General features: G+C 69.3%; 13 protein-coding genes and 1 pseudogene. 12 read left to right on the forward strand and 2 right to left on the reverse strand.

Annotated elements, in window-relative coordinates:
• Positions 1–187 precede the first annotated feature (187 nt).
• The 9 genes and pseudogenes from ACHFIV_RS19720 to ACHFIV_RS19760 all read left to right on the forward strand — a co-directional run bounded on the left by ACHFIV_RS19720 (position 188) and on the right by ACHFIV_RS19760 (position 13881).
• Entirely contained in the window at positions 188–1207 is a 1020-nt protein-coding gene (locus tag ACHFIV_RS19720; protein WP_398970564.1) for a MarR family transcriptional regulator, read from the forward strand.
• A gap of 115 nt (positions 1208–1322) precedes the next feature.
• Positions 1323–3092 carry a hypothetical protein gene (locus ACHFIV_RS19725; protein WP_398970567.1) on the forward strand — a complete coding sequence of 590 codons (1770 nt, stop codon included), beginning with the start codon at positions 1323–1325 and terminating at the stop codon, positions 3090–3092.
• Between the two features lie 132 nt (positions 3093–3224).
• On the forward strand, positions 3225–3698 hold the full coding sequence (locus ACHFIV_RS19730) for an ATP-binding protein (RefSeq protein WP_398970570.1): 474 nt from the start codon (positions 3225–3227) through the stop codon (positions 3696–3698).
• A gap of 69 nt (positions 3699–3767) precedes the next feature.
• Positions 3768–4259, forward strand: a complete 492-nt coding sequence (locus tag ACHFIV_RS19735) for an SseB family protein (RefSeq protein ID WP_398970573.1) — start codon at positions 3768–3770, stop codon at positions 4257–4259.
• Positions 4256–4903: a hypothetical protein gene (locus ACHFIV_RS19740; RefSeq protein ID WP_398970575.1), complete on the forward strand. Its 648-nt coding sequence runs from the start codon at positions 4256–4258 to the stop codon at positions 4901–4903. Before ACHFIV_RS19735 ends, ACHFIV_RS19740 begins: the two co-directional genes overlap by 4 nt.
• The gene (locus tag ACHFIV_RS19745) at positions 4903–9561 is read left to right on the forward strand and encodes a putative T7SS-secreted protein (protein ID WP_398970578.1); all 4659 of its coding nucleotides are present in this window, start codon (positions 4903–4905) and stop codon (positions 9559–9561) included. Before ACHFIV_RS19740 ends, ACHFIV_RS19745 begins: the two co-directional genes overlap by 1 nt.
• A 12-nt stretch (positions 9562–9573) precedes the next feature.
• Positions 9574–9906, forward strand: a complete 333-nt coding sequence (locus ACHFIV_RS19750) for a hypothetical protein (RefSeq protein WP_398970581.1) — start codon at positions 9574–9576, stop codon at positions 9904–9906.
• 235 nt (positions 9907–10141) lie between these two features.
• Positions 10142–11669: pseudogene (locus ACHFIV_RS19755) on the forward strand (serine/threonine-protein kinase).
• 46 nt (positions 11670–11715) lie between these two features.
• Positions 11716–13881 (forward strand): UvrD-helicase domain-containing protein, encoded by a 2166-nt coding sequence (locus tag ACHFIV_RS19760; protein ID WP_398970583.1) that lies wholly within the window; start codon positions 11716–11718, stop codon positions 13879–13881.
• Positions 13882–13930: 49 nt separating this feature from the next.
• On the opposite strand, the gene ACHFIV_RS19765 is transcribed toward ACHFIV_RS19760, so the two are convergent.
• Complete coding sequence (locus ACHFIV_RS19765; protein ID WP_398970586.1) at positions 13931–15130, reverse strand: ROK family transcriptional regulator; 1200 nt, start codon at positions 15128–15130, stop codon at positions 13931–13933.
• 141 nt (positions 15131–15271) lie between these two features.
• On the opposite strand from ACHFIV_RS19765, the gene ACHFIV_RS19770 reads away from it, so the two are divergent.
• The 3 genes from ACHFIV_RS19770 to ACHFIV_RS19780 all read left to right on the forward strand — a co-directional run bounded on the left by ACHFIV_RS19770 (position 15272) and on the right by ACHFIV_RS19780 (position 18986).
• Complete coding sequence (locus ACHFIV_RS19770; protein WP_398970589.1) at positions 15272–16501, forward strand: MFS transporter; 1230 nt, start codon at positions 15272–15274, stop codon at positions 16499–16501.
• A gap of 190 nt (positions 16502–16691) precedes the next feature.
• On the forward strand, positions 16692–18083 hold the full coding sequence (locus tag ACHFIV_RS19775; RefSeq protein WP_398970592.1) for a uracil-xanthine permease family protein: 1392 nt from the start codon (positions 16692–16694) through the stop codon (positions 18081–18083).
• A gap of 192 nt (positions 18084–18275) precedes the next feature.
• Entirely contained in the window at positions 18276–18986 is a 711-nt protein-coding gene (locus tag ACHFIV_RS19780; RefSeq protein ID WP_398970595.1) for a DUF5995 family protein, read from the forward strand.
• Positions 18987–19046: 60 nt separating this feature from the next.
• Here ACHFIV_RS19780 and ACHFIV_RS19785 read toward each other — a convergent pair whose 3' ends face one another.
• Complete coding sequence (locus ACHFIV_RS19785; RefSeq protein WP_398970597.1) at positions 19047–20738, reverse strand: flavin monoamine oxidase family protein; 1692 nt, start codon at positions 20736–20738, stop codon at positions 19047–19049.
• Between the last annotated feature and the right edge of the window lie 29 nt (positions 20739–20767).

Genomic DNA, 20767 nt, shown 5'->3' on the forward strand with positions numbered 1-20767 from the left:
GTGAAAGAAGGGTTTTGGGGAAACCTCCCCGCCCTCCCCACCCCGTCACGGCCAGCTGATATTACTAAAAGTGATCAGCTTGCAGCACGTCGTCACGACTGCTTACGGTGCCCCCAGCGAAGCGACCCCGACGCGGTGAGCAAACACCAGGCCGGGGTCTCACCCCAAGATCGAAACGGACGATCTCGTGGCTACCGAGCACCCTAGCCCTGCCCTCCCCGCAGCCGCACCCTCGCGCCCGTACCCCAAAGCCCGCCCCGGCTACGGCAAACGAACCGCGTCAGGCCAACGCGCACCCCGGTCCGATGACTTCGCCCTTATGCCGGAGCGCGAGCGATACATCGCCGGATACGTCGACCGGCTCCCCGAAGGCGCGGCGATGGACATCAAGTCCTTGGCCAGACACCTGCCCCTGTACGGCCAGATGGCCGTCTCCAGCGCCCTGAAGGCCCTCGGAGTGGCGGGGCACCTGCGGCGCGTGCGCTGCCTGGCCGGTGAGCGGGACCAGGTCCGCTGGGTGTCCCGCACCTACTGGTCCCGGACCGCCCGTGACAACGAGTGGTGGGACACATTTCTGGCCACCGAGGGCAGCCGCTCCACGCCGGAAGCGACACCTGCTCCCCCGCCACCTGGCGCCCCTCTGCGGTCGACCTCAACACCCACCACCGCACCCGAACCCACCGCGCCCCCGGCCCCGCCTGCTCCCGCGCCCGCATCACCCACCATGCCGATGCAGCGCACCTCGGTGACACCCGCGGTCGCCGCCTCCCCCGCATACCTCGCCCTGGCCCAACTCGGTTGCCGTGACACGCGCCTGGCACTCTCCGCAGCCGACTGCCGCACCCTGGAGCCCTTGGCCGCCGACTGGTTCGCACGCGGGGTGGATGCCGACTACCTCACCCAGGCCCTCACCGCAGGCCTCCCGGCCCAGGTCGGCTCCCCCGTCGGCCTCGTACGCCGCCGCCTCATCGACAAGCTGCCGCCGCACGTAGCCGGCAGCCCGATCCCTGCCATGGCCGCCACCCCGAAGCGCCGCCTCCTGGCGGAGTGCACCGAATGCGGCCGCCCCGGCGCACCCGAAGCGCTCCCCGACGGCCTCTGCCGCCCCTGCCGCACCACCCCGCCGGAGAAGCCCGCCGCTCCACCCGCCGAACGCGACGTCCACGCACTGGTCGCACAGCTGCGCCACCTGACCCGCCTGCCCTGACCCTCCACGATCAACTCGGCGCATTCACGCTGAACCGCAGGGTGTCGAGCCATAGAATCCGACCGTGAACGCCGACGACGTCCGGCCTTTGGGCGTCCCCGCAGGAGGAGATCGCATGCAGGACCCTTCGGACTCGACGGAGATACCCGAGCCTGAGGGGATCAGCCGGAGCGATGCCGCCGACTCACCTGCGATGGACGGTCCGGCGCCGGGCCCCGATGTCGACATGACGCCCACGTCGACGGTCATCGCGGAGGTCCTTCCGGGGGTGGCAGTCGTCTGTGGTGACATCCCGACAGAACTCAAGCCCGATCTGATCGACTTCGGAATCGTGCCTGCTGCCGACCTCAAGCAGATCTCCGCGGTCCTCGCCTCCCTCGGCAACGCGGCGACCGTGGCCGGGAACCTCGGGAACGCCTTCGCGAGCATGCAGGGGCTCTACCGGATCGGCAACACGGCACAGGCCCTGCTGAAGAGCGGCGCGACGCTGGCCGTCAAGGACGGCGGGAACCTCGGAACGGTGATGTTTCCTGGCCGCTTCCTGCATCAGGCACGCTTCTACTCCGTGAATGCGGTGAGCAAGGCACAGACCGCTGCCTCGATCGGGCCGGCCCTGGCCATGATCGGTCTTCAGATGATGCTGAGCGAGGTCTCGGGCCTCGTCAGGACCAACCTCGCGGTGACGAGCCAGGTTCTCACCGCCATCCGCAAGGACCAGTGGGCCGAACTGACAGGGCTCGTCGCCGCCATCGATCGCGCGGTCGGCCAGGCGCGAGAGATCGAATCAGTCCCGACGTCCCTGTGGGACGACGTCGCGGGCAATGGGGCGCTGCTGCAGAAGCAGCTTGAGCTCTACCGAGGAAACGTCGGCGACCACGTCAAGCAGATGAACCAGGCCGACGCACGCAGCCACCACGAATACCTGCAGACGAACGCCGAGGCGATTGCCTTCGACGCCTACGCCCTCCTGTCCGCCCTCAAGGCATGGACCGGATATCACGCGCTGCGCGCCGCGAGGTCGCGAGCTGCAGGGCGCGAAGACGCGGCCGAGGCTCAGTACGCCGAGGTCATCGCGCGCGACACCCGAGCGGAGTTCGACTCGTCCCTCGCCGAGTCGACGAGCCTCATCGCCTCCCTCACTCGCGAACTACGCATTATCGCCGAGCTCCCCGGACGCGACACGTTGCCCCTGCCCGGGAAGCGGAAGGACTCGAAGGCAGCCCGTCAGACCGCTGCCCGCCTGCTGGAGGCGATCGTGCCTCTTGCCGATGCTCTCCGCCCGCCGGCCCCGCCCCTCGTCGCTCCGGGCGTCGTCTGCGCACCCGAGTCGCAGGTTCTCGATCCGTACCTCCGCATCCTGCGATGGCTCCTCGATGACGGCGAGGCCCTCCGCGTCCTCGGCCTCGCCGATCAGCTCGACGCTCTCGGCCCCGTGTCCGCGATCTTCAGCGGGGCCAAGGAGAAGTTGGCAGCAGCAAGGGACAAGGCCGCTGCAAGCACCCTGGTCGCCATCACGGATCGCCGCATCATCACGGCCAAGGCCGGCGCGTTCCTCGAACAAGCCGAGATCCGCGCGGACATCGCGATCGACCAGGTGCGATACGTCCGTGCAGGGACCGTCCAGGACAAGGGCGCGCGTCGGGCAGTCGACCTCATCACGCGGGACGAGAACATCCGTTGGCTCTTCCACGCCGACACGGCCGGGACGCGGGTGGACGCGTTGGCCGCCGTGCTCGCTGAGTCGATGGCGATCCCGGACGCGGAACGCGACGCACTGCGACAGCGTCGCCGTACGGCCATCGAGGCGGACGGCGAGAGCGAGAGCACCGAGGCGAGCTCGACGGTTCCGACCGGTTCCGAGGCCGAGACCTCAGGCGCAGGGTAGGCCCGAGCGCGGCTGTCCTCGGGCATCCCGCCTGCCCCTTCTGCGTACGGGCTGGTTCTCGTCGCGTACATCCGGCGCATGACAGCGCGTAACCTCTGGTGACGCGTGGTGATAGTTCGTCAGTGTGGAGGAATGACCGACAAGCCTCCGCTTCTGCCCGTACGACCGACGCGCGCCTCGCACACGCGATTCCCCTGGCATGACTTCACGATGCGATTCAGCTCCACGCCGCGGGGAGCCCGGCTCGCCAGGGGGCTGGCGGGTGAACGCCTCGACGCCTGGGGCATCCCGTACGGGAGCGACGCGCACGATGCGTTGCTGCTGGTCGTCGCCGAGCTCAGCAGCAACGCGGTGCGCCACGGTCACGTGTCCGGCCGCGACTTCCGGCTCCGCCTCACCGCCGAGGGCACGGCCATCCGCATCGAGGTCACCGACACCCGGGGCGACCGCCTGTCCACTTGCGCCATCCTGGCCTCACCTGACCAAGAGGGCGGCCGTGGCCTCTTGTTGGTCGCCGCCCTGGCCGGCCGTTGGGGCTGGTATCCCCGCGCGGATGGACCGGGCAAGACGGTGTGGGCGGTCCTGGACGTCTCCCCGCATGCCTAGCAGAAGGATTCCGGCCAGTAGGCGATGTCACGTTGCACTCGAAAATCCGCGCGTGTGATGATCCTACGCATGACCACGGGTGGGGACGGGATACCGGAGCAGCAGTACAGGCGTTCGCGGCTCGCGGACCTGGATGATCTTTCGGGGCCGCCTCACAAGCGGGGGCCCGCTGTGGCGTCGGCAGAGGCCGAACAGCAGCAGTTGCGTACGGCCCGCCGAGAGTTTGCAGTGCTGCTGGGTGAGTTCCGGCGTACGGCGGTGCTGGTCCCGCTGGACGAGGCCGGGGACCTGTGGTCGGCGGAGCAGAACGGCGTGCGCTGGATCTGTGCCTTCTCGGACGAGGAGGCGTTGGCCCGGTTCGCGTCGGCCCGTGGGGATGCCGGGCGGGAGTGGACGTATCAGGCTGTTCTGGGTGCGCGGTTGCTGGATGTGATGGTGCCGTTGCTGCCGGGTCCGGGCGGGGTGGCGCTGGACGCGGGCAGTGCGGACGGAATGTTGTTCCCGCCGGTGGCGGGCATCGTGCCGGACGCGGTCGCGGTGGATCTCGGGGGGATGCAGTGAGCGGGGAGAACGCGAATCTTCGGGTGCCACCGGAGGCTCTGGCAGAGATCGCGAAGGGGATCGATCTGGCGCATGCGGAGCTGAAGGAGCTCGGCATGATCGGGGAAGCAACGACGGGGCGGGGGTTTTCGGATCTTGCCTTATCGGCACTTGAGTTGGGGCATGGCGGACTGACGTCCGAGTTCGAGACGTTCTGCAACCGCTGGGAATGGGGTGTGCGGGCCCTGACGCAGAAGGGCAACGGATTCGCTCTCGGTGTCGGGCTGTCGGCGGGCTCTTACGCGGAGCAGGAGCAGTACGTCAAGGACTCGATCAAGATCGGCGTGAACTCCCTGAACGGGAACCCGCACGCGTCCGAGGACGAGGTCAAGGGCATGAGCTGGGACACGGTCAGTACCCAGTCCGCCTGGGACAACCCGGACTACAGCAGCGAGTCGTGGGACGCCGCCCATGCCGAGGTGAAGCAGACCTGGAAGGACACCGCCTACGACGTGGAGGACGCGGCGCTCGACTCGATGGAACGCAACGGGCTGGTGGACCCGTCGTTGCGCTCGGAGGTGGATGAGCGGCTGAAGGAGCACTTGGATCCGTCGCAGGAGACGATCGATCAGGCTGAGCAGCCGCGGTGGGGGGAGAGTCGCTGATGCCAGACTGGGGGAAGTGGGGCGACGCTCTGTACGACGGGGCGGGCGACCTGGTCGACAAAGGCAAGGAAATCGTCGGCACCGGCATCGACAAGGGCACCGATGTGCTCGGCTCGGGTCTGGAGAAGGTCGGTGCCGACGAGTGGGCGGACAAGGTCGAGGACTGGGGCGACGAGACCGCCTCCTCGCTGGGGGCCCACGTCGGGGAACAGCAGCTCGGCCAGACCGAGGAAGCGGACGAGCTGATCCATGGCCGTCCGGAGAAGATCAGCGCGGCGGTGAAGAATCTCCGCGATTTCCAGAAGGCGTTCGATCTCGTCGGCGGCGGGATGAAGAAGCTGGATTCCGGTCACTGGAAGGGTGAGGCCGCCGACGCCTTCCGGGCCAAGTTCCAGACGCTGCCCACGGACTGGCTGCGCGCGGCGGACGCGTTCGAGGACGCAGCGAAGGCCTTGGAGACGTACGCAGGGACGGTCACCAGCGCGCAGGCCAAGGCCGTTGAGGCGATAGCTCTCTACAAAGAGGGCAAGCAGGACTACGAGACCGCGGCGGCCGCGTTCAAGGAGAAGGCGGACGCGTACAACGCGGTCCGTCACACCGACCATCCTCTTCCCCATCCGGGGACGTTTTCCGACCCGGGCGCAGCCAAGCGCCGGCACGCGCAGGAGATCCTCCAGCGGGCCCGGCGGGCGCGTGACGACGCCGGCGAGGCCGCGAAGGGTGCGATCACGGCCGCGATGGCGCACGCTCCGAAGGAACCGACCGGAATGGACCGGGCGAAGCAGGAGCTGTTCGACTATGGGGTCGGCCAGGGTATGGAGCTGGCGCACTTCGGTGGTGGTGTCATCAAGGGCACCGCGGGGCTGGTGAACTTCGTCCGGTCGGTCAATCCTCAGGATCCGTACAACCTGACGCACCCGGCCGAGTACTACAAAGGCGTCAACATGACGCTCGCCGGCCTCACCTCCACCGTCGCCAACCCCGACCGCGCGCTGAAGAACGCCTGGGACGCGGCCAAGGGAGACCCCTCCGAATTCCTCGGCCGGCTCGTCCCCGAACTCATCGGTACCAAAGGCGGGGGCCTGATCAAGGGCGGCCTACGGGCCGGGACGAAAGACCTCGCCGAACGCCCCAAGAGCCCCAACCGCCGAGGCCACGAAGACAATCCTGACTCCCACGGGCAGCAATGCAGCAAGGTCAAGTGCGCCGGTGATCCCATCGACGTCGCGACCGGGCGCATGCTGCTCCCGCAGACCGACATCGTGCTGCCGGGCTCACTACCCCTGGTCTTCGAGCGCGTATTCGACTCCTCGCACCGGGCCGGACGCTGGTTCGGCACCGGCTGGTCCAGCGCCGTCGACCAACGGCTGGAGATCGACGCGGAAGGCGTGGTCTTCAGCTGCAACGAAGGCAGTCTGCTCGCCTACCCGCACCCCGCACCCGGTGTCCCCGTCATGCCCACGCACGGTCGGCGCTGGCCCCTTGAACGGGTGGCCGACGGCTACACCGTCACCGACCCGGAAACCGGCCAGGTCCGGCACTTCGTCGACCAGCCCACCGGAGGCCTGGCGCTCCTGGCCCAGATCGACGACCGCAACGGCCGCTGGATCGCCTTCGAGCACGACGAGGCAGGAGCCCCGACCTCGATCGTGCACCACGGCGGCTATCACCTGAAACTCACCACCGCCGGAGGCAGGGTCACCGCCCTGCACCTGGCGGGCGCCGGCCCCGACGGCACCGATCAGGAGATCCTGCGCTACGGCTACACCGACGGCCACCTCACCGCGGTCACCAACTCATCGGGCAAGCCCCTGCGCTTCGACTGCGACGAGCTGGGCCGCATCACCGCCTGGACCGACACCAACGGCAGTCGGTACGAATACGTCTACGACGAACACGACCGCTGCGTCTACCAGACCGGCACCAACGGCCACCTCGAAGCCCATTTCACCTGGGACGACACCGACCCAGACACCGGCCTGCGCACGACGACCATGACCGACAGCCTCGGCCACACCACCCGATACGTGATCAACGACCGCTCCCAGGTCATCACTGAGATCAACGCCTTGGGCGCGATCACCAGATTCGAGCACGACCGCTACCACCGGCTCCTGTCTGTCACGGACCCCCTCGGGCACATCACCTGCTCCACATATGACGAGCACGGCCGCCTGACCTCGGTGATCCGCCCGGATGGGCGAGAGCTAACCGCCGAGTACAACACCCTGGGCCTACCGGTACGAGTCAAAGGGGCAGACGGGACGGTCACCCGACAGACCTACGATGCGCACGGCAACCGCACGTCGGTCACCGATGCCTCTGACGCGACGGCGGCCTACACATACGACGAAGCAGGACACCTCACATCCCTGACCGACGCTCTTGGAAACCGCACAACAGTACGATGTGACGCTGCAGGCCTGCCCGCCGTAATCACCGACCCGCTGGGCGCGATGACACGCTACGAACGCGATGCCTTCGGCCGCCCGGTCTCGATCACCAACGCACTGAGGGCTGCCACTCGGTTCACCTGGACCACGGAGGGGAGACTCGCTCGCCGTATCGATGCCGACGGCAGCGAAGAGTCCTGGACATACGACGGCGAAGGCAACTGCACCACCCACACCGACCAGATCGGCGGTGTCACCCGCTTCGACTACGCCCACTTCGACCTGCTGGCCGCCCGCACCGGCCCCGACGGCGTCCGCTACGAGTTCAAGCACGACACCGCCCTTCGCCTCACCCAGGTCACCAACCCTCAGCGCTTGACCTGGACATATGAATACGACGCTGTCGGCTGCCTGATCCGCGAGACCGACTTCGACGACCGCGTCCAGCTCTACGCCCACGACCCCGTCGGCCGTCTGGCCTCCCGCACCAGCCCCCTCGATCAGACAATCACCTTCGAGCGCAACGAACTCGGCCAGATTCTCCGCAAGGACGCCGACGGCAAGGCCACGACATACGAGTACGACTTCACCGACCAACTGGCCCGGGTCAGCAACGACGACGCAACCCTGCTGCTGCTGCGCGACCGACAGGGACGGCTGATCTCGGAAGCCGTCAACGACCGCGTGCTCAGGCACAGCTACGACAAGCTGGGGCGCCGCACGAGCCGGACGACACCCACCGGCACGGAGAGCACGTGGACGTATGACGTGGTGGGCAACCCGACGGCCCTCAGGACCCACGGACATACCCTCACGTTCACGTACGACGCGGTCGGTCGCGAAGCCTCTCGCCGCCTGGGTGAAACGGCCTTCACCAACGCCTACGACACCGTTGGCCGCCTCGCTGCTCAGACCATCAACGGCCCCGCGGACCGCGTGGTCCAACGACGCGCGTACACCTACCGCCGTGACGGCTTCGTCACTCGCATCGACGACCGTCTGCACGGCACCCACCACTACGGCCTCGACGCCACCGGCCGTGTCGCCTCGGTCCGTGCCGCCGCCTGGTCGGAGTCCTACGCTTACGACACTGCCGGCAACCAGACCGACGCCGACTGGCCCGACGCTCACCCGGGAGCCTTTGCACGAGGACCGCGCACCTACAAAGGAACCCGCGTCACCCGCGCCGGCGCGATTCGCTACGAACACGATGCCTCGGGGCGTATCACCCTGCGCCAGAAGACTCGCCTGTCACGCAGGCCGGACGTCTGGCGATACACCTGGGACGCCGAGGACCGACTCACCTCGGTCGTCACCCCGGACGGCACTCTCTGGCGCTACCACTACGATCCGCTCGGCCGCCGAATCAACAAGCAGTGCCTGGCTGCCGACCAGGAGACCGTTGTCGAACAAGTCGACTTCACCTGGGACGGCACTACCCTCTGCGAACAAACCACACGCGCAGAAAACATACCAAATCCCGTCACTCTCACCTGGAATCACCGAGGACTCAGCCCCCTTACGCAAACCGAGCGCATAACCACCGCTGACGCGGACCAGCACGATATCGACTCGCGCTTCTTTGGCATGATCACCGACCTGCTGGGCACCCCCACCCAACTCGTCGACGAGGAAGGAACTGTCGCCTGGCACAGCCGCGCCACGCTCTGGGGCTCCACTACGTGGGCGAAAAAAAGCACCGCCCACACACCGCTTCGCTTTCCAGGTCAATATTGCGACCCCGAAACCGGACTTTATTATAACTTCCACCGGCATTACGAACCGGATACAGGAAGATATGCTTCGCCAGACCCTCTCGGCCTGGGCGCCGCCCCAAATCCTTCTGCATACGTCAGCAACCCCCACACCGCTTGCGACCCTCTGGGCCTGATGCCTTCGGAGTGCAAAAAAGTCGCTTACGGTAAGACGAAGGGAGAAGGTCAGGACCTCAAGCGTTCAGCCACAGTCGGCAACGACGAGTGGCAGTTCAATACCGGCCATGGTTTTGATCGCGCTCACGCAGGCGCCAACGGAGTGCCGAACGATCTGCGAACCACCGGCCTGACGCCCGACCAGATCGAGCAGGGAATCGTTGACTCCGTCTACGCCCACATAGAAAACGGAGGAGTTATACCCCGCGTAGGCCCTGGGTTCACCGGACCGCTGGACGGGGCAATGAAGATAGACGGGCACAGTATTGGGTATCGCGTTTCCCAAACACCCGACAACGTGTACCGTGTGGCTACATACTGGCTCAATCCCTAAAGAAATAGGCTCATGTCCGACCTGACTCGATTGACCCATGAATTGATCAAATCGACGCACGAGGAAAACACCTCGAAGATCCCTGATCCCGTGCGCGATTTCATCGAAAGAATTACCTTCGCTGCACCCGAAGACATCCTCTCCGCTGTGCATGAGGTGCTGGCAGAGGACTGGATGGCGATGCCGGTATGGGCCCGCAATCTCGCTTACCGGCTTGTCTGCTTGCAGCGCCCGGATGATGCCGAACTGCTACGCGAAGCGGCAGCCGACCTGTTCTCCTTCGGCCCCGACTGGGACGACATGGCGGAAGAGCTGCGAGATCGAGCAACCCAACTGGAAAGCTGACGCGAGTCTATGAGGCCGGTGCCGCGTTTGCTGACCTGAAACCGACGGCGTGACCACCCATCCTTCTGCACGGCTGGACCGAGATCGCCACGCCGGAGAGACTTGACCCCAACTATGCCAAGGCCGACGCTCCACGTAACGCGCCTAGGCCAGCACACGCACACACGGGGGCAAGGTGCCGGACCAACCGATCGCCGGACGGTACGAGCTCCTGGAGGAGCTCAACAGCGGCGGTATGGGAGACGTATGGCGTGGTTACGACGCCGTGCTGGACCGGCCCGTCGCCGTGAAGGTGGTCCGGCGGCAGGCCGTCGCCGGTTCACCGCAGCTGGCCGAGGAGTTCGCCAAGCGGTTCAAGCGCGAGGCGCGCATCACCGCGCGCATCCAGCACCCCGGCGTGCCGCAGGTGTACGACGCGGTGCTGGACGACACCTTCAAGCGGCTCTTCCTCGTCATGGAGCTCGTCGACGGCATCCCCCTGTCCGTACATCCACCCGGATCATCCGCTGCCCGTCAGCTGGGCGGTCGCCGTCGCCGCGCAGGTCGCCACCGTGCTGTCGCACGCCCACGACGTGCCGGTGATCCACCGCGACCTCAAGCCGTCCAACATCCTGGTCGCCCGGGACGGGACGGTGAAAGTCCTCGACTTCGGAATCGCGGCGATCCTGCGCACGGACGTCACCAAGCTCACCGCGACCGGCAGCCCTATCGGCACCTACCAGTACATGGCACCGGAGCAGGTCCGCGGCGGGCGCATCAGTCCTCAGACCGATCTGTACGCGCTGGGCTGCGTGTTGTACGAACTGCTCAGCGGACGGGCCCTGTTCACCGCCGACAGCGAGTACCTGGTGATGTACCAGCATGTGAACGCCGCTCCGACCCCGTTGCGCCTGTTGCGACCGGATGTGCCGGAGTCTCTGGAGGCGCTGGTCCTGCACCTGCTACTCAAGGCTCCGGAGGCGCGACCCGCCGATGTGCAGGAGGTGTACGAGCGGCTTCGGTACTTCCTGCCCGCGCCCGGCACGGGGCCCGCTCCCGGTGAGGCAGGACCGCAGGGAGCGCCGGATCCGACCGCGATCTTCCGTCAGCCGTACGCGCCACGTGCCCGCGCCGGTGCAGGGCGGCCCGTGCCCACCACGGTCGATCCGGCGGCCGCACAGCCGGCCACCGTCGCCGTGCCCGCGCAGTTGCGCGAGGAGATCGCGGAGGCGTACGCGCACTCCGACGCGCTGCTGGACGAGGAGCGGTTCGCCCAGGCCGCCGAGGTGCTGAGCGAGGTCATCGAGCCGGCCGCGCGTGCGCTCGGTGCTGAGAGCGGGAAGGTACTGGAGCTCCGTACCCAACGCGCCGCGATCCAGCTGCTCGGCGGCGACTACCGGGCGGCCCTGCCCGAGTTCGACGCCCTGGCCGACGGGTACGCGCGTACCGGTGGCCCCAGCAGTGCGCAGGCCCGTGCGTGCCGGGCCCAGGCTGCTCGGTGCCGCGCCGAGCTGGGCCAGGCGACCGACGCGCTGGTGGCGCTGCGCGCGGTCCTGGACGTCGTCCGGGCCGTTGACGGAGACGTGAGCGACGAGGCGGTCGAGCTGCGCCGGGACATCGGCATGCTGTTGCTGGCCCAGGGCGAGGCACCTGAGGCGCAGTTGATCCTCACTCCCCTCCACGAGGACCTGTGTCTGGTCTACGGGCCCGCGGACGAGCTGTCGCAGGAAGTCGCCGATGCCCTTGCCCTGATCGAGCTCGATCTCGACGGACCGGCCGCCTGACCCTCCAACCCCTCCGACGTCAACCGCTTCCCCGGAGAGTCCGCCCATGCCCCACCTCGCGTTCGACATCGACTTCTGCGCACAGCTCAGCAAGCTCCAGGGAAGCGTCAAACAGGGAGTGTTCGACGCCTGGGAGAAGTTCGAACGTCTCACCCTGGACCAGCTCTTCAAGGACCAGGGGCTGAAGCTGGAAACGCTCAAGCGGGCCCGCGACCCGCACATCAGGACCATCCGCATCGATCAGGGCACGCGCGGTGTCGTCCTCGCGCCGGACAGCGGGGACACCTACGTCCTGCTGCGGGTGATGCCGCACGACAAGGCGATCGCGTGGGCGATCAAGCAGAAGGCCAGCATCAACACGGTGACCCGGGCCGTGGAGATCCGGGACATCGCGATGCTCGACGAGCTGACTCCGGCGTACGAGCGCATCGCCCCGGCTCCCCATCAGCGCCTGTTCGCGCACGTGTCCGACGGTGACATGACGGCACTCGGTATCGACGGGACCACGCTCCGCCAGGCCCGCGCCCTCACCGACGCGGAACAACTGGAAATCTTCGCCCCGTACTTCCCTCAGGACCAGCGCGAGGTCCTGGAATACCTGGCGGCGGGCTTCAGCGTGGAGGAGGTGTGGCGCGACGTCGTGTCCGTCAGTATGTCCGCCGTGTCCGCCGGCGACCCGCCCGTGGACACCGAGGACTTCGCCACCGCCATCCGGCGCACCCGGGCCCGTATCGCTCTCGTCACCGCGTCTGAGGAGCTCCGCGAGATCCTCGCCAAGCCGTTCGCTGCCTGGCGGGTCTTCCTCCACCCGTCACAGCACAAGGTCGCCTACCGGCCCTCCTACTCGGGCCCCGCCCAGGTCACCGGCGGTCCGGGCACCGGCAAGACGGTCGTCGCCCTGCACCGGGTACGCCACCTGCTGGGGTATCTGCGCGACGGGGACCGGATCCTGCTCACGACGTACACCAACACGCTGGTGGCCGCGCTGCGAACCGGGCTGGCCGCACTGGTCGAGGACGAGGTGCTGCGTGACCGCGTCGACATCATGACCGTCGACGCGTTCGCGGGGAGGGTCGTGTCGACGTCACGGCGGCCGTTGCGGGGCGGTGAGGAGGAAGCCAGGTGGGAGCAGGCAGCACAGGCGAGCGGTTTCACCGGCACCGCGCAGTTCCTCGCCCAGGAGTACAAGCACGTGGTTCTCGCGCAGAACCTGCGGTCCCTGGAGGAGTACGAGGGGTGTGAGCGGCGGGGGCGCGGCAGTGCGTTGCCGGCGTCCTCCCGCAGGCTCGTCTGGCGCACGATCGTGGAGTTCCGCGAGCGGCTCACCGCGGACGGGCTGCGCACCTACCTGGGCACGTGTGCGGAAGCCGCCGACCTGCTGGAGAGCGTCGGCCCCCGCTTCCGGCACGTGGTCGTCGACGAGGCACAGGATCTGCACCCCGCCCAGTGGCGGCTGCTGCGCGCGGCGGCTCCGGCCCGGCCGGACGACCTCTTCATCGCGGGCGACCCCCACCAGCGCATCTACGACACGAAGGTGTCGCTGAAGGCGGTCGGCGTCCGGGTCTCCGGTCGGTCCACGAAGATGCGCAAGAACTACCGGTCTACCCACGAGATCCTCAGCTGGTCGACCGCCCTCCTCGTCGGCCGGCCCTTCGAGCAACTGGCGGACGATGCCCGCAACGAGACGCTGCTCGGCTATCGGTCGGCCCTGCACGGCAACGGACCCGAGACGTACGGCGGAAGCTCGGAGGCCGCCGAACTCGACGCCCTCGTCGCGCGGGTGCAAGCGTGGCTCGACAGTGGGATCGAGCCGGGTGAGATCGGGATCGGCTCCCGGTTCAACAAGAGTTGCGACAAGGCGGTCGAACGGCTCACGGCGGCGGGGATCCGCGCCGCGCGTCTGCGGGGCGATGCCGCCTCCGACCCGGCCGCCGTCCAGGTCGGCACCATGCACGCGTTCAAGGGTCTGGAGTTCCGGTGCGTCGCCGTCATAGGCGTGGGCAGCGGCGCTCTGCCGTATCCGACGGCCGTGACTCCGGCGGACGTGGACCGGCTTCAGTACGAGGCCGACGTTCTGGCTGAGCGCTGTCTGCTCTTCGTCGCCTGCACCCGCGCGCGGGACAGTCTGTACGTGTCGTGGTGGGGCGAGCCGAGCGAGTTCCTGGTGGAAACGGAGGCCGTGAGCCACCATGATGTCCCGCACCGGACCTGAGGAGCCGTCCGGGGCCTGACCCGGACGTGTCCCGCACCCGTCAGGCCGCTCAGCCCCCCACGCCGAACAGCGCGTCCTGCGCCGCATCCCGCGCCGCGAACAGCCCGCCGCGCAGGACCGCGCCGCCGCCCAGCGTCCCGGCCCTGACCTCCGTGCGCAGCGGTGACATGCGGGCCAGTCGCTCCTCCACCCGTGCGGCGAGCGCGTCGCCGCCGGCGCGGCCGACCTCGCCGGCCAGGAGGAGGCAGCCGGGGTCGAGCACGGAGACGACGGAGGCGGCTCCGAGTGCCAGGCGGTCGGCGAGCGCCCCCAGGAAGGCCTCGCCGGATGCGTCGCCGGCTCGCAGGGCGGCCCGGACGGCGAACGCGGCGGCGGGGTCCTGTTCCTGCGCCCCGTCCGCCGAGGGGCTCCAGGCCTCGACGCCGTGGCGGGCGGCCAGTTCGCAGACGGCCGCCGAGCCCACCAGGGAGTGAAAGCCTCCGTCGCAGTTGACCGCCGAGGGGACACCCGAGGTGCCGGGCACCGGGAGGAAGCCGATCTCCCCCGCGCCACCCGACGCGCCGCGGCGCAGCTTCCCGTCGAGCATGACCGCGGCACCGATGCCGTGGCCCAGCCAGAGCAGCACGAAGGTGTCGCGGTCCCGGGCGGCCCCGACGCGGTGTTCGGCGACGGCCGCGAGGTTGGTCTCGTTCTCCACGAGGACGGTGGCGGGCAGTCGCCGCTGGAGCTCCTTGACCAGTCCCCGGTGCCAGGCGGGGAGCCCGGCGGTGTTCCTGAGCTCCCCGGTGACCGGGTCGATCAGGCCGGGCGCGCCGACGCCGACACTGTGCAGCGGGGCCGTTCCCGCGGTGCGTGCGGTGCGTTCCAGCATCGCCACGGCCCGTTCCACGGCGGGCCGCGTCCCGGTGTCGCTGCCGATCGGCAGCGTGGCCTCGGCGAGGGTGACGCCCAGGAGGTCCGCGACGGCCACGGCGACACTGTCCGTGCGTACGTCGAGGGCGGCCAGGTGGGCCCGGTCGGCCACGATCCCGTACAGGCGGGCGTTGGGTCCCCGGCGGTCCGCGCCGCTCTCCCCGACGACCCGGACCAGGCCGGCGTCCTGCAGACGGTCCACCAGATCGGCGACAGTGGGCCGGGAGAGGCCGGTCAGGGTCTTCAGCTGAGTGGCCGTCAGCGGGCCGTCCTGCTGGAGCAGTCGCAGGGCGAGCCGGTCGTTGATGGCCCGGGCGGTGCTCGGGGATGCGGGCATGCCGGGATCCTTCCAGATCACTGACGGACCGACGCTGTGGGGTTATTCATCAGGCAGGGTTCCTGATAGTTTACGCACCGCACCGCGCGACGCGGCGCCGGGGGCCCCGGCGGGCATGACTTCCAGGGGAGGGCACGGCGTATGACGAGGGATCCAGCAGTCCCGGTCTTCGGTACGGAGCAGATCAGGCGGGCGAGGTACGCGGTCGCCGCGGTCTTCGCCGTGCACGGCGCGGTGACCGGCAGCTTCGCCACCCGGGTCCCCTGGATCCAGGACCACGCCTCGGTGAGTGCCGGCGAACTCGGCCTCGCGCTCGCCTTCCCCGCCATCGGCGCCTCGCTGGCCATGCCGCTGGCCGGCGGCGTCAGTCACCGCTTCGGCGCGCGAACGGCCCTGCGCGGCCTGCTCGCCCTCTGGACGCTCGCGCTGGTCCTGCCCGCCCTGGCCCCGAATCTGCTGACGCTCTGCCTCGCGCTGTTCGTCTACGGGGCCACAGCGGGGATGTCGGACGTCGCGATGAACGCGCTCGGCGTCGAGGTGGAGAACCGGCTCGACAAGTCGATCATGTCCGGGCTGCACGGCATGTGGAGCGTGGGTGCGCTGATCGGTTCGGCGGCCGGCACCGTCGCGGCCCACACAGGGGCCGATGCCCGGCTGCACCACACCCTGGCGGCGCTGGTGCTGACGGCGCTCGGCCTGGCCGCCTGCCAGGGCGTCCTCGACCTGCGCAGCGAGCCCGACGAGGAGCCGCCGCCGCGGTTCACGCTGCCGCCGAAGTCCGCACTGGTCATCGGAGCCGTAGGGTTCTGCGCGGTGTTCGCCGAGGGAGCCTCCATGGACTGGTCGGCGGTCTACCTCCGGGACGTCATGGGCAGTTCGGCCGGGCTCGCCGCGGCGTCGACCACGGCGTTCGCCCTCATGATGGCGATCGCCCGGATCGCCGGCGACCGGGTCGTCGACCGCTTCGGCGCGGTGCGGACCGTACGGGTCGGGGGCGTCCTGGCCACCGCCGGCGGGCTGCTCGTGGTCCTGGCGCCAGGGCCGACCCTCGCGCTCACCGGCTTCGGGCTGCTGGGCCTCGGCGTGGCGGTCGTCGTCCCGCTGGCGTTCGCCGCGGCCGGGCGCAGCGGCTCGAACCCGAGCCGGGCCATCGCGGGCGTCGCCACGATCACGTACACCTCCGGGCTCATCGCCCCGTCCGCGATCGGCTCGCTGGCGGAGGCGACCTCGCTGCTCGTGTCGTTCGGCCTGGTGACGGCGCTGGCGTTCGGGCTGGTCCTGGGAGCGGGGGTGCTGCGGGCCGGTGACCGCAAGGTCGCGGAAGGCGGCGTGCCGCAGCCGTCGCCGGCCCGGAACCCCGCGGACCGCTGACACGCGGCCCGCTGACACCCGGCCCGCGGCGCCGGCGCCCTGCCGCAGACGCGGACGCACAGCGGAACCGCACGTTCCGCCAGGGGTGGGGCCGACGCGGACTCACCGGCCCGCGGCACTACCATGGCTCTGATCTTTCGCCGCGGATGGACCCACAGGGCGCACCGCACACACCAATCAGGGAGCGACCATGGGCCTCGGCGTGCGCTGGACCTTGCACGGCGACGGAAAGACGCCCGCACCGGGGGCCGTGGTGCGCCCCGACGAGCGGCTCTCCTGGCCCCGTACGTTCGGCCTGGGCGCGCAGCACGTGGTGGCCATGTTCGGCGCGTCCTTCGTGGCGCCCGTCCTGATGGGTCTCGACCCGAACCTCGCCATCATGATGTCCGGCGTCGCCACCGCCATCTTCCTGCTGGCGACGAAGGGCAGGGTGCCCAGCTATCTGGGGTGCTCGCTCTCCTTCGTGGGTGTGGCAGCCACGATCCGGGCAAGTGGCGGCAGCAGTGCCACCGTCACCGGTGCGGTCCTGGTGGTCGGCGCCGTGCTGTTCCTGGTGGGGCTCGTGGTGCAGCGGTTCGGCGCGCGGATCATCCACGCGGCGATGCCTCCGGTGGTGACCGGCGCCGTCGTGATGCTGATCGGCTTCAACCTGGCACCCGTCACCGCGTCGACGTACTGGCCCCAGGACCAGTGGACGGCCTTGCTGGTGATGCTGTTCACCGGGCTGGCCGTGGTCTGTCTGCGCGGGTTCTTCTCCCGTATCGCGATCTTCCTCGGGCTCGTCTTCGGCTACGTGCTGTCATGGGTGCTCGATCTGGTCTTCGGGAAGATCCACTCCCCGGCAGGCGGCGCCGAGGCCGTGGACCACTGGCGGCTGGACCTGTCGGCCGTGGGTGGCGCCGACTGGATCGGACTGCCGTCCTTCCACGCGCCGAGCTTCGAGTGGTCGGCGATCCTGGTCGCGCTGCCCGTCGTCATCGCCCTGATCGCCGAGAACGCCGGGCATGTGAAGGCGGTCGGCGAGATGACCGGCGACTCGCTCGACGACAAGCTGGGCACCGCCATCGCCGCGGACGGCGCGGCCTCGATGCTGTCCACGGCCGTCGGCGGCCCGCCCAACACCACGTACTCCGAGAACATCGGGGTGATGGCGGCGACCCGGGTCTACTCCACCGCCGCCTACTGGGCCGCGGCGTTCTTCGCCCTGCTCTTCGGCCTGTGCCCCAAGTTCGGCGCGGTCGTCGCCGCGATCCCCGGCGGGGTGCTCGGCGGCATCACGGTCATCCTGTACGGCATGATCGGCCTGCTGGGCGCCCAGATCTGGCTGAACGCCGAGGTCGACCTGCGCAATCCCCTCAACCTGGTACCCGCCGCCGCGGGCATCATCATCGGCGTCGGCGGTGTCAGCCTGAAGATCACCGACAACTTCGAGCTGGGCGGGATCGCCCTCGGCACGCTCGTCGTGATCACCGGCTACCACGCGCTGCGGGCGTTCGCCCCCGCGCACCTCAAGACCCAGGAGCCCTTGCTGGACGCGGGCACCTCCCAGTACGACGAGAAGCCGCCGGCCGGGACGTCCTGACTCGCCGGGGGCGGCTCGCCCCGGCGCCCCGCCGTCCCGGTGTCCGCCTCGGCCGCGTACCGGCGAGGCCTCGTCCCGGCGGGGGGCCTCGCCCCGGCCGTTGGTGGCCCCCGGCGCCCGGTGTTCGTCCGTTCCGATGAAGTCTCCGGCCCGTCGGCGCCGTGGCGAGCCTACGGCTGGGACGCTGCCCGCATGGACCGGATCGAGCAGTTCGCACTTCCGGCCGGCGCGGCCGGCCCGGCGACCGATGTCGGCGCGGTGATCGAGCGGATGCGGGCGTTCCGCTCCGGCTGGCCGCCCGGCGACGGCGTGGCGGTCTTCAACCAGGTCTATCTGACGGTCACGGAGGCCGTCGGCCGGCACCTCGCGGACGGAGCGTTCCGGGACCGGAAGGCCGCCGCCGCACTGGATGTGCGCTTCGCCGAGCACTATCTGACGGCGGTCGACGCAGACGTGTCGGGTGGTAGTCCGCCGGCGTGCTGGCGCCCGCTGTTCCAGTTCCGCCGCCACCCGGGCGTGCGCCCGGTGCAGTTCGCGCTGGCCGGTATCAACGCCCACATCGGGCACGATCTGTCGCTGGCCGTCGTGGACACCTGCCGGACGCTCGGCTGCGCGCCGGCCGACCTGAAGGAGGAGTTCGACCGCGTGGGCGATCTCCTCGTGCTGCTGGAGGAGCAGATCCGCGAGGATCTGATGCCCGGCCCCGATCTGCTGCGGGTCGCCGATCCCCTCCTGCATCTCGCGGGGTCCTGGAGTCTGGAGCGGGCCCGCGACGCGTCGTGGTCGGCGGCCCGGATGCTGTGGCAGCTGCGCGGGGTGCCGCCGCTGGCGGAGGAGTTCAGGGCGCGGATGGACGCCGGAGCCGGGCTGGTGGGGCGCTTCCTGCTCACTCCGTGCCGCTGAGCCGACGCGCCCCGTACGTGGCGTGCCGCTGAGACGAAGCGCCCCGTACGTGCCCCCCCCTCAGCCCTCCGGGAGTTCGACCGGCGCGATCTCGTCGAAGACGTCGCCCGGGCCGGGGTTCGTCGGGTCCGTCTCCCCGCCGAACTGCGCCATCACACCCCATACGGCGTTCAGCGCGGTCTGCACGGCTCCCTCCGCCCAGCCCGCGGTCCACGAGATGTCGTCGCCCGCGAGGAACAGGCCACGCTTGTCGGCGGGCAGCCGGTCCTGCATGAAGTGGGTGAACAGGCGCCGCTGGTAGCGGTAGTGGCCGGGCAGGTTGGCTTTGAAGGCGCCCATGAAGTAGGGCTCGTTCTCCCACGAGACGGTGACCGGGTTGCCGATGACGTGCTTGCGGATGTCGACGCCCGGGTAGATCTCGCCGAGCGACTTGAGCATGACGTCCATGCGCTCCTTCGGGGAGAGCGGCAGCCACTTCAGGCTGTCGTCGCACCAGGTGTAGGAGAGGCAGATGACGGCCGGCTTGTCCGGCCCGTCGTCCAGCAGGTACGTCCCCCGCGTCATCCGGTCCGTGAGCGTCATCGACATCGTGTCCCGGCCGGTGGCCTCGTCCTTGTCCAGCCAGAACGGGCGGTCGACGGGCACGAACAGCTTGGACGACTCCATGTAGTGGGTGCGCTCCATCGCCGTCCAGTGGTCGATGGGGAAGAGCGCGTCGTCGCACGCGATCTTGGAGAGCAGCAGCCAGGACTGGCCGGTGAAGACCGCGGCCCGGTAGGTGCGGATGTCCCCGGTGGCGTCGGTGACCGTGATCCGGTTCCCCGCGGTGCGGTCGAGCCGCGTGACGGCTGTGCGCGGCTCCCCGTCGTGCAGGGAGGAGAGCGACGTGCCGAGGGGCCAGTGCACGAGCTTCTGCGGTTCGCGGTCCCACAGCCGCAGCGGCAGCTGCTGGCTGCCGCCGACGATCCCCCGGTGGTGGTCGTCGGCCTCGGTGTAGACGACGCGGAGGATCTCCAGGATGGAGTTGGGGAAGTCGGTGTCCCAGCCGCCGGTGCCGAAGCCGACCTGTCCGAAGATCTCACGGTGCCGGAACGAGGCGAAGGCGTCGGATCCGCAGAGGAACCCGTAGAAGGTCTGGTCGTCGAGCTTCTCGACGAGCTTCGCCCAGATCTCCCGGATGCGCGGTACGTCGCGCTCGCGCATCGCGCGGTTCATGTCCGAGAAGTCCGCGCCCTCCTCCAGGCAGGAGTTCCAGGCGTCCATCACCTCGCGGTACACCGGCGGCAGGTCGTCGATGGTCCGCGCGTAGTGGGACTCCCCCTTGAGGTCGACGACGGTCGACGGTGTGGCCGGGGAGAGCGGGTTGGGGAACGGCTTGGTCTCCAGGCCCACCAGGTCGATGTAGTGCTGGAGCGCCGTGGACGAGGGCGGGAAGCGCATGGCGCCCATCTCGGCGGTCAGCGAGGGGTCGCAGCCGTCGAAGCCGACGGTACGCAGCCGTCCGCCGATCCGGTCCGCCTCGTAGACGACGGGCTTGAGGCCCATCTTCATGAGTTCGTACGCCGTGATGATGCCGGAGAGCCCGCCACCGATGACGGCGACCTCGGTGCCGTGTTCGGTGGCCGGTATCTGCCCGATGCCCGCCGGGTGGGCGAGGTAGTCGTCGTAGGCGTAGGGGAAGTCCGGCCCGAACATGGTGATCGGCGGCTGCGCGTCGGTGTGCTGGACGGCGTTGGGCACCGTGGACGTCATGGGGCGGGGGCTCCTAGCGGGGAGGTGTG

The organism is Streptomyces sp. ALB3 (assembly GCF_044385685.1).
Lineage (GTDB): Bacteria > Actinomycetota > Actinomycetes > Streptomycetales > Streptomycetaceae > Streptomyces.

What these genes read in the sequence shown, in the direction of transcription:
- ACHFIV_RS19765 (WP_398970586.1), bottom strand. Translation starts at nt 15,130, where the DNA reads ATGCCCGCATCCCCGAGCACCGCCCGGGCCATCAACGACCGGCTCGCC.
- ACHFIV_RS19760 (WP_398970583.1), top strand. Translation starts at nt 11,716, where the DNA reads ATGCCCCACCTCGCGTTCGACATCGACTTCTGCGCACAGCTCAGCAAG.
- ACHFIV_RS19745 (WP_398970578.1), top strand. Translation starts at nt 4,903, where the DNA reads ATGCCAGACTGGGGGAAGTGGGGCGACGCTCTGTACGACGGGGCGGGC.
- ACHFIV_RS19725 (WP_398970567.1), top strand. Translation starts at nt 1,323, where the DNA reads ATGCAGGACCCTTCGGACTCGACGGAGATACCCGAGCCTGAGGGGATC.
- ACHFIV_RS19735 (WP_398970573.1), top strand. Translation starts at nt 3,768, where the DNA reads ATGACCACGGGTGGGGACGGGATACCGGAGCAGCAGTACAGGCGTTCG.
- ACHFIV_RS19775 (WP_398970592.1), top strand. Translation starts at nt 16,692, where the DNA reads ATGGGCCTCGGCGTGCGCTGGACCTTGCACGGCGACGGAAAGACGCCC.
- ACHFIV_RS19785 (WP_398970597.1), bottom strand. Translation starts at nt 20,738, where the DNA reads ATGACGTCCACGGTGCCCAACGCCGTCCAGCACACCGACGCGCAGCCG.
- ACHFIV_RS19770 (WP_398970589.1), top strand. Translation starts at nt 15,272, where the DNA reads ATGACGAGGGATCCAGCAGTCCCGGTCTTCGGTACGGAGCAGATCAGG.
- ACHFIV_RS19780 (WP_398970595.1), top strand. Translation starts at nt 18,276, where the DNA reads ATGGACCGGATCGAGCAGTTCGCACTTCCGGCCGGCGCGGCCGGCCCG.
- ACHFIV_RS19730 (WP_398970570.1), top strand. Translation starts at nt 3,225, where the DNA reads ATGACCGACAAGCCTCCGCTTCTGCCCGTACGACCGACGCGCGCCTCG.
- ACHFIV_RS19750 (WP_398970581.1), top strand. Translation starts at nt 9,574, where the DNA reads ATGTCCGACCTGACTCGATTGACCCATGAATTGATCAAATCGACGCAC.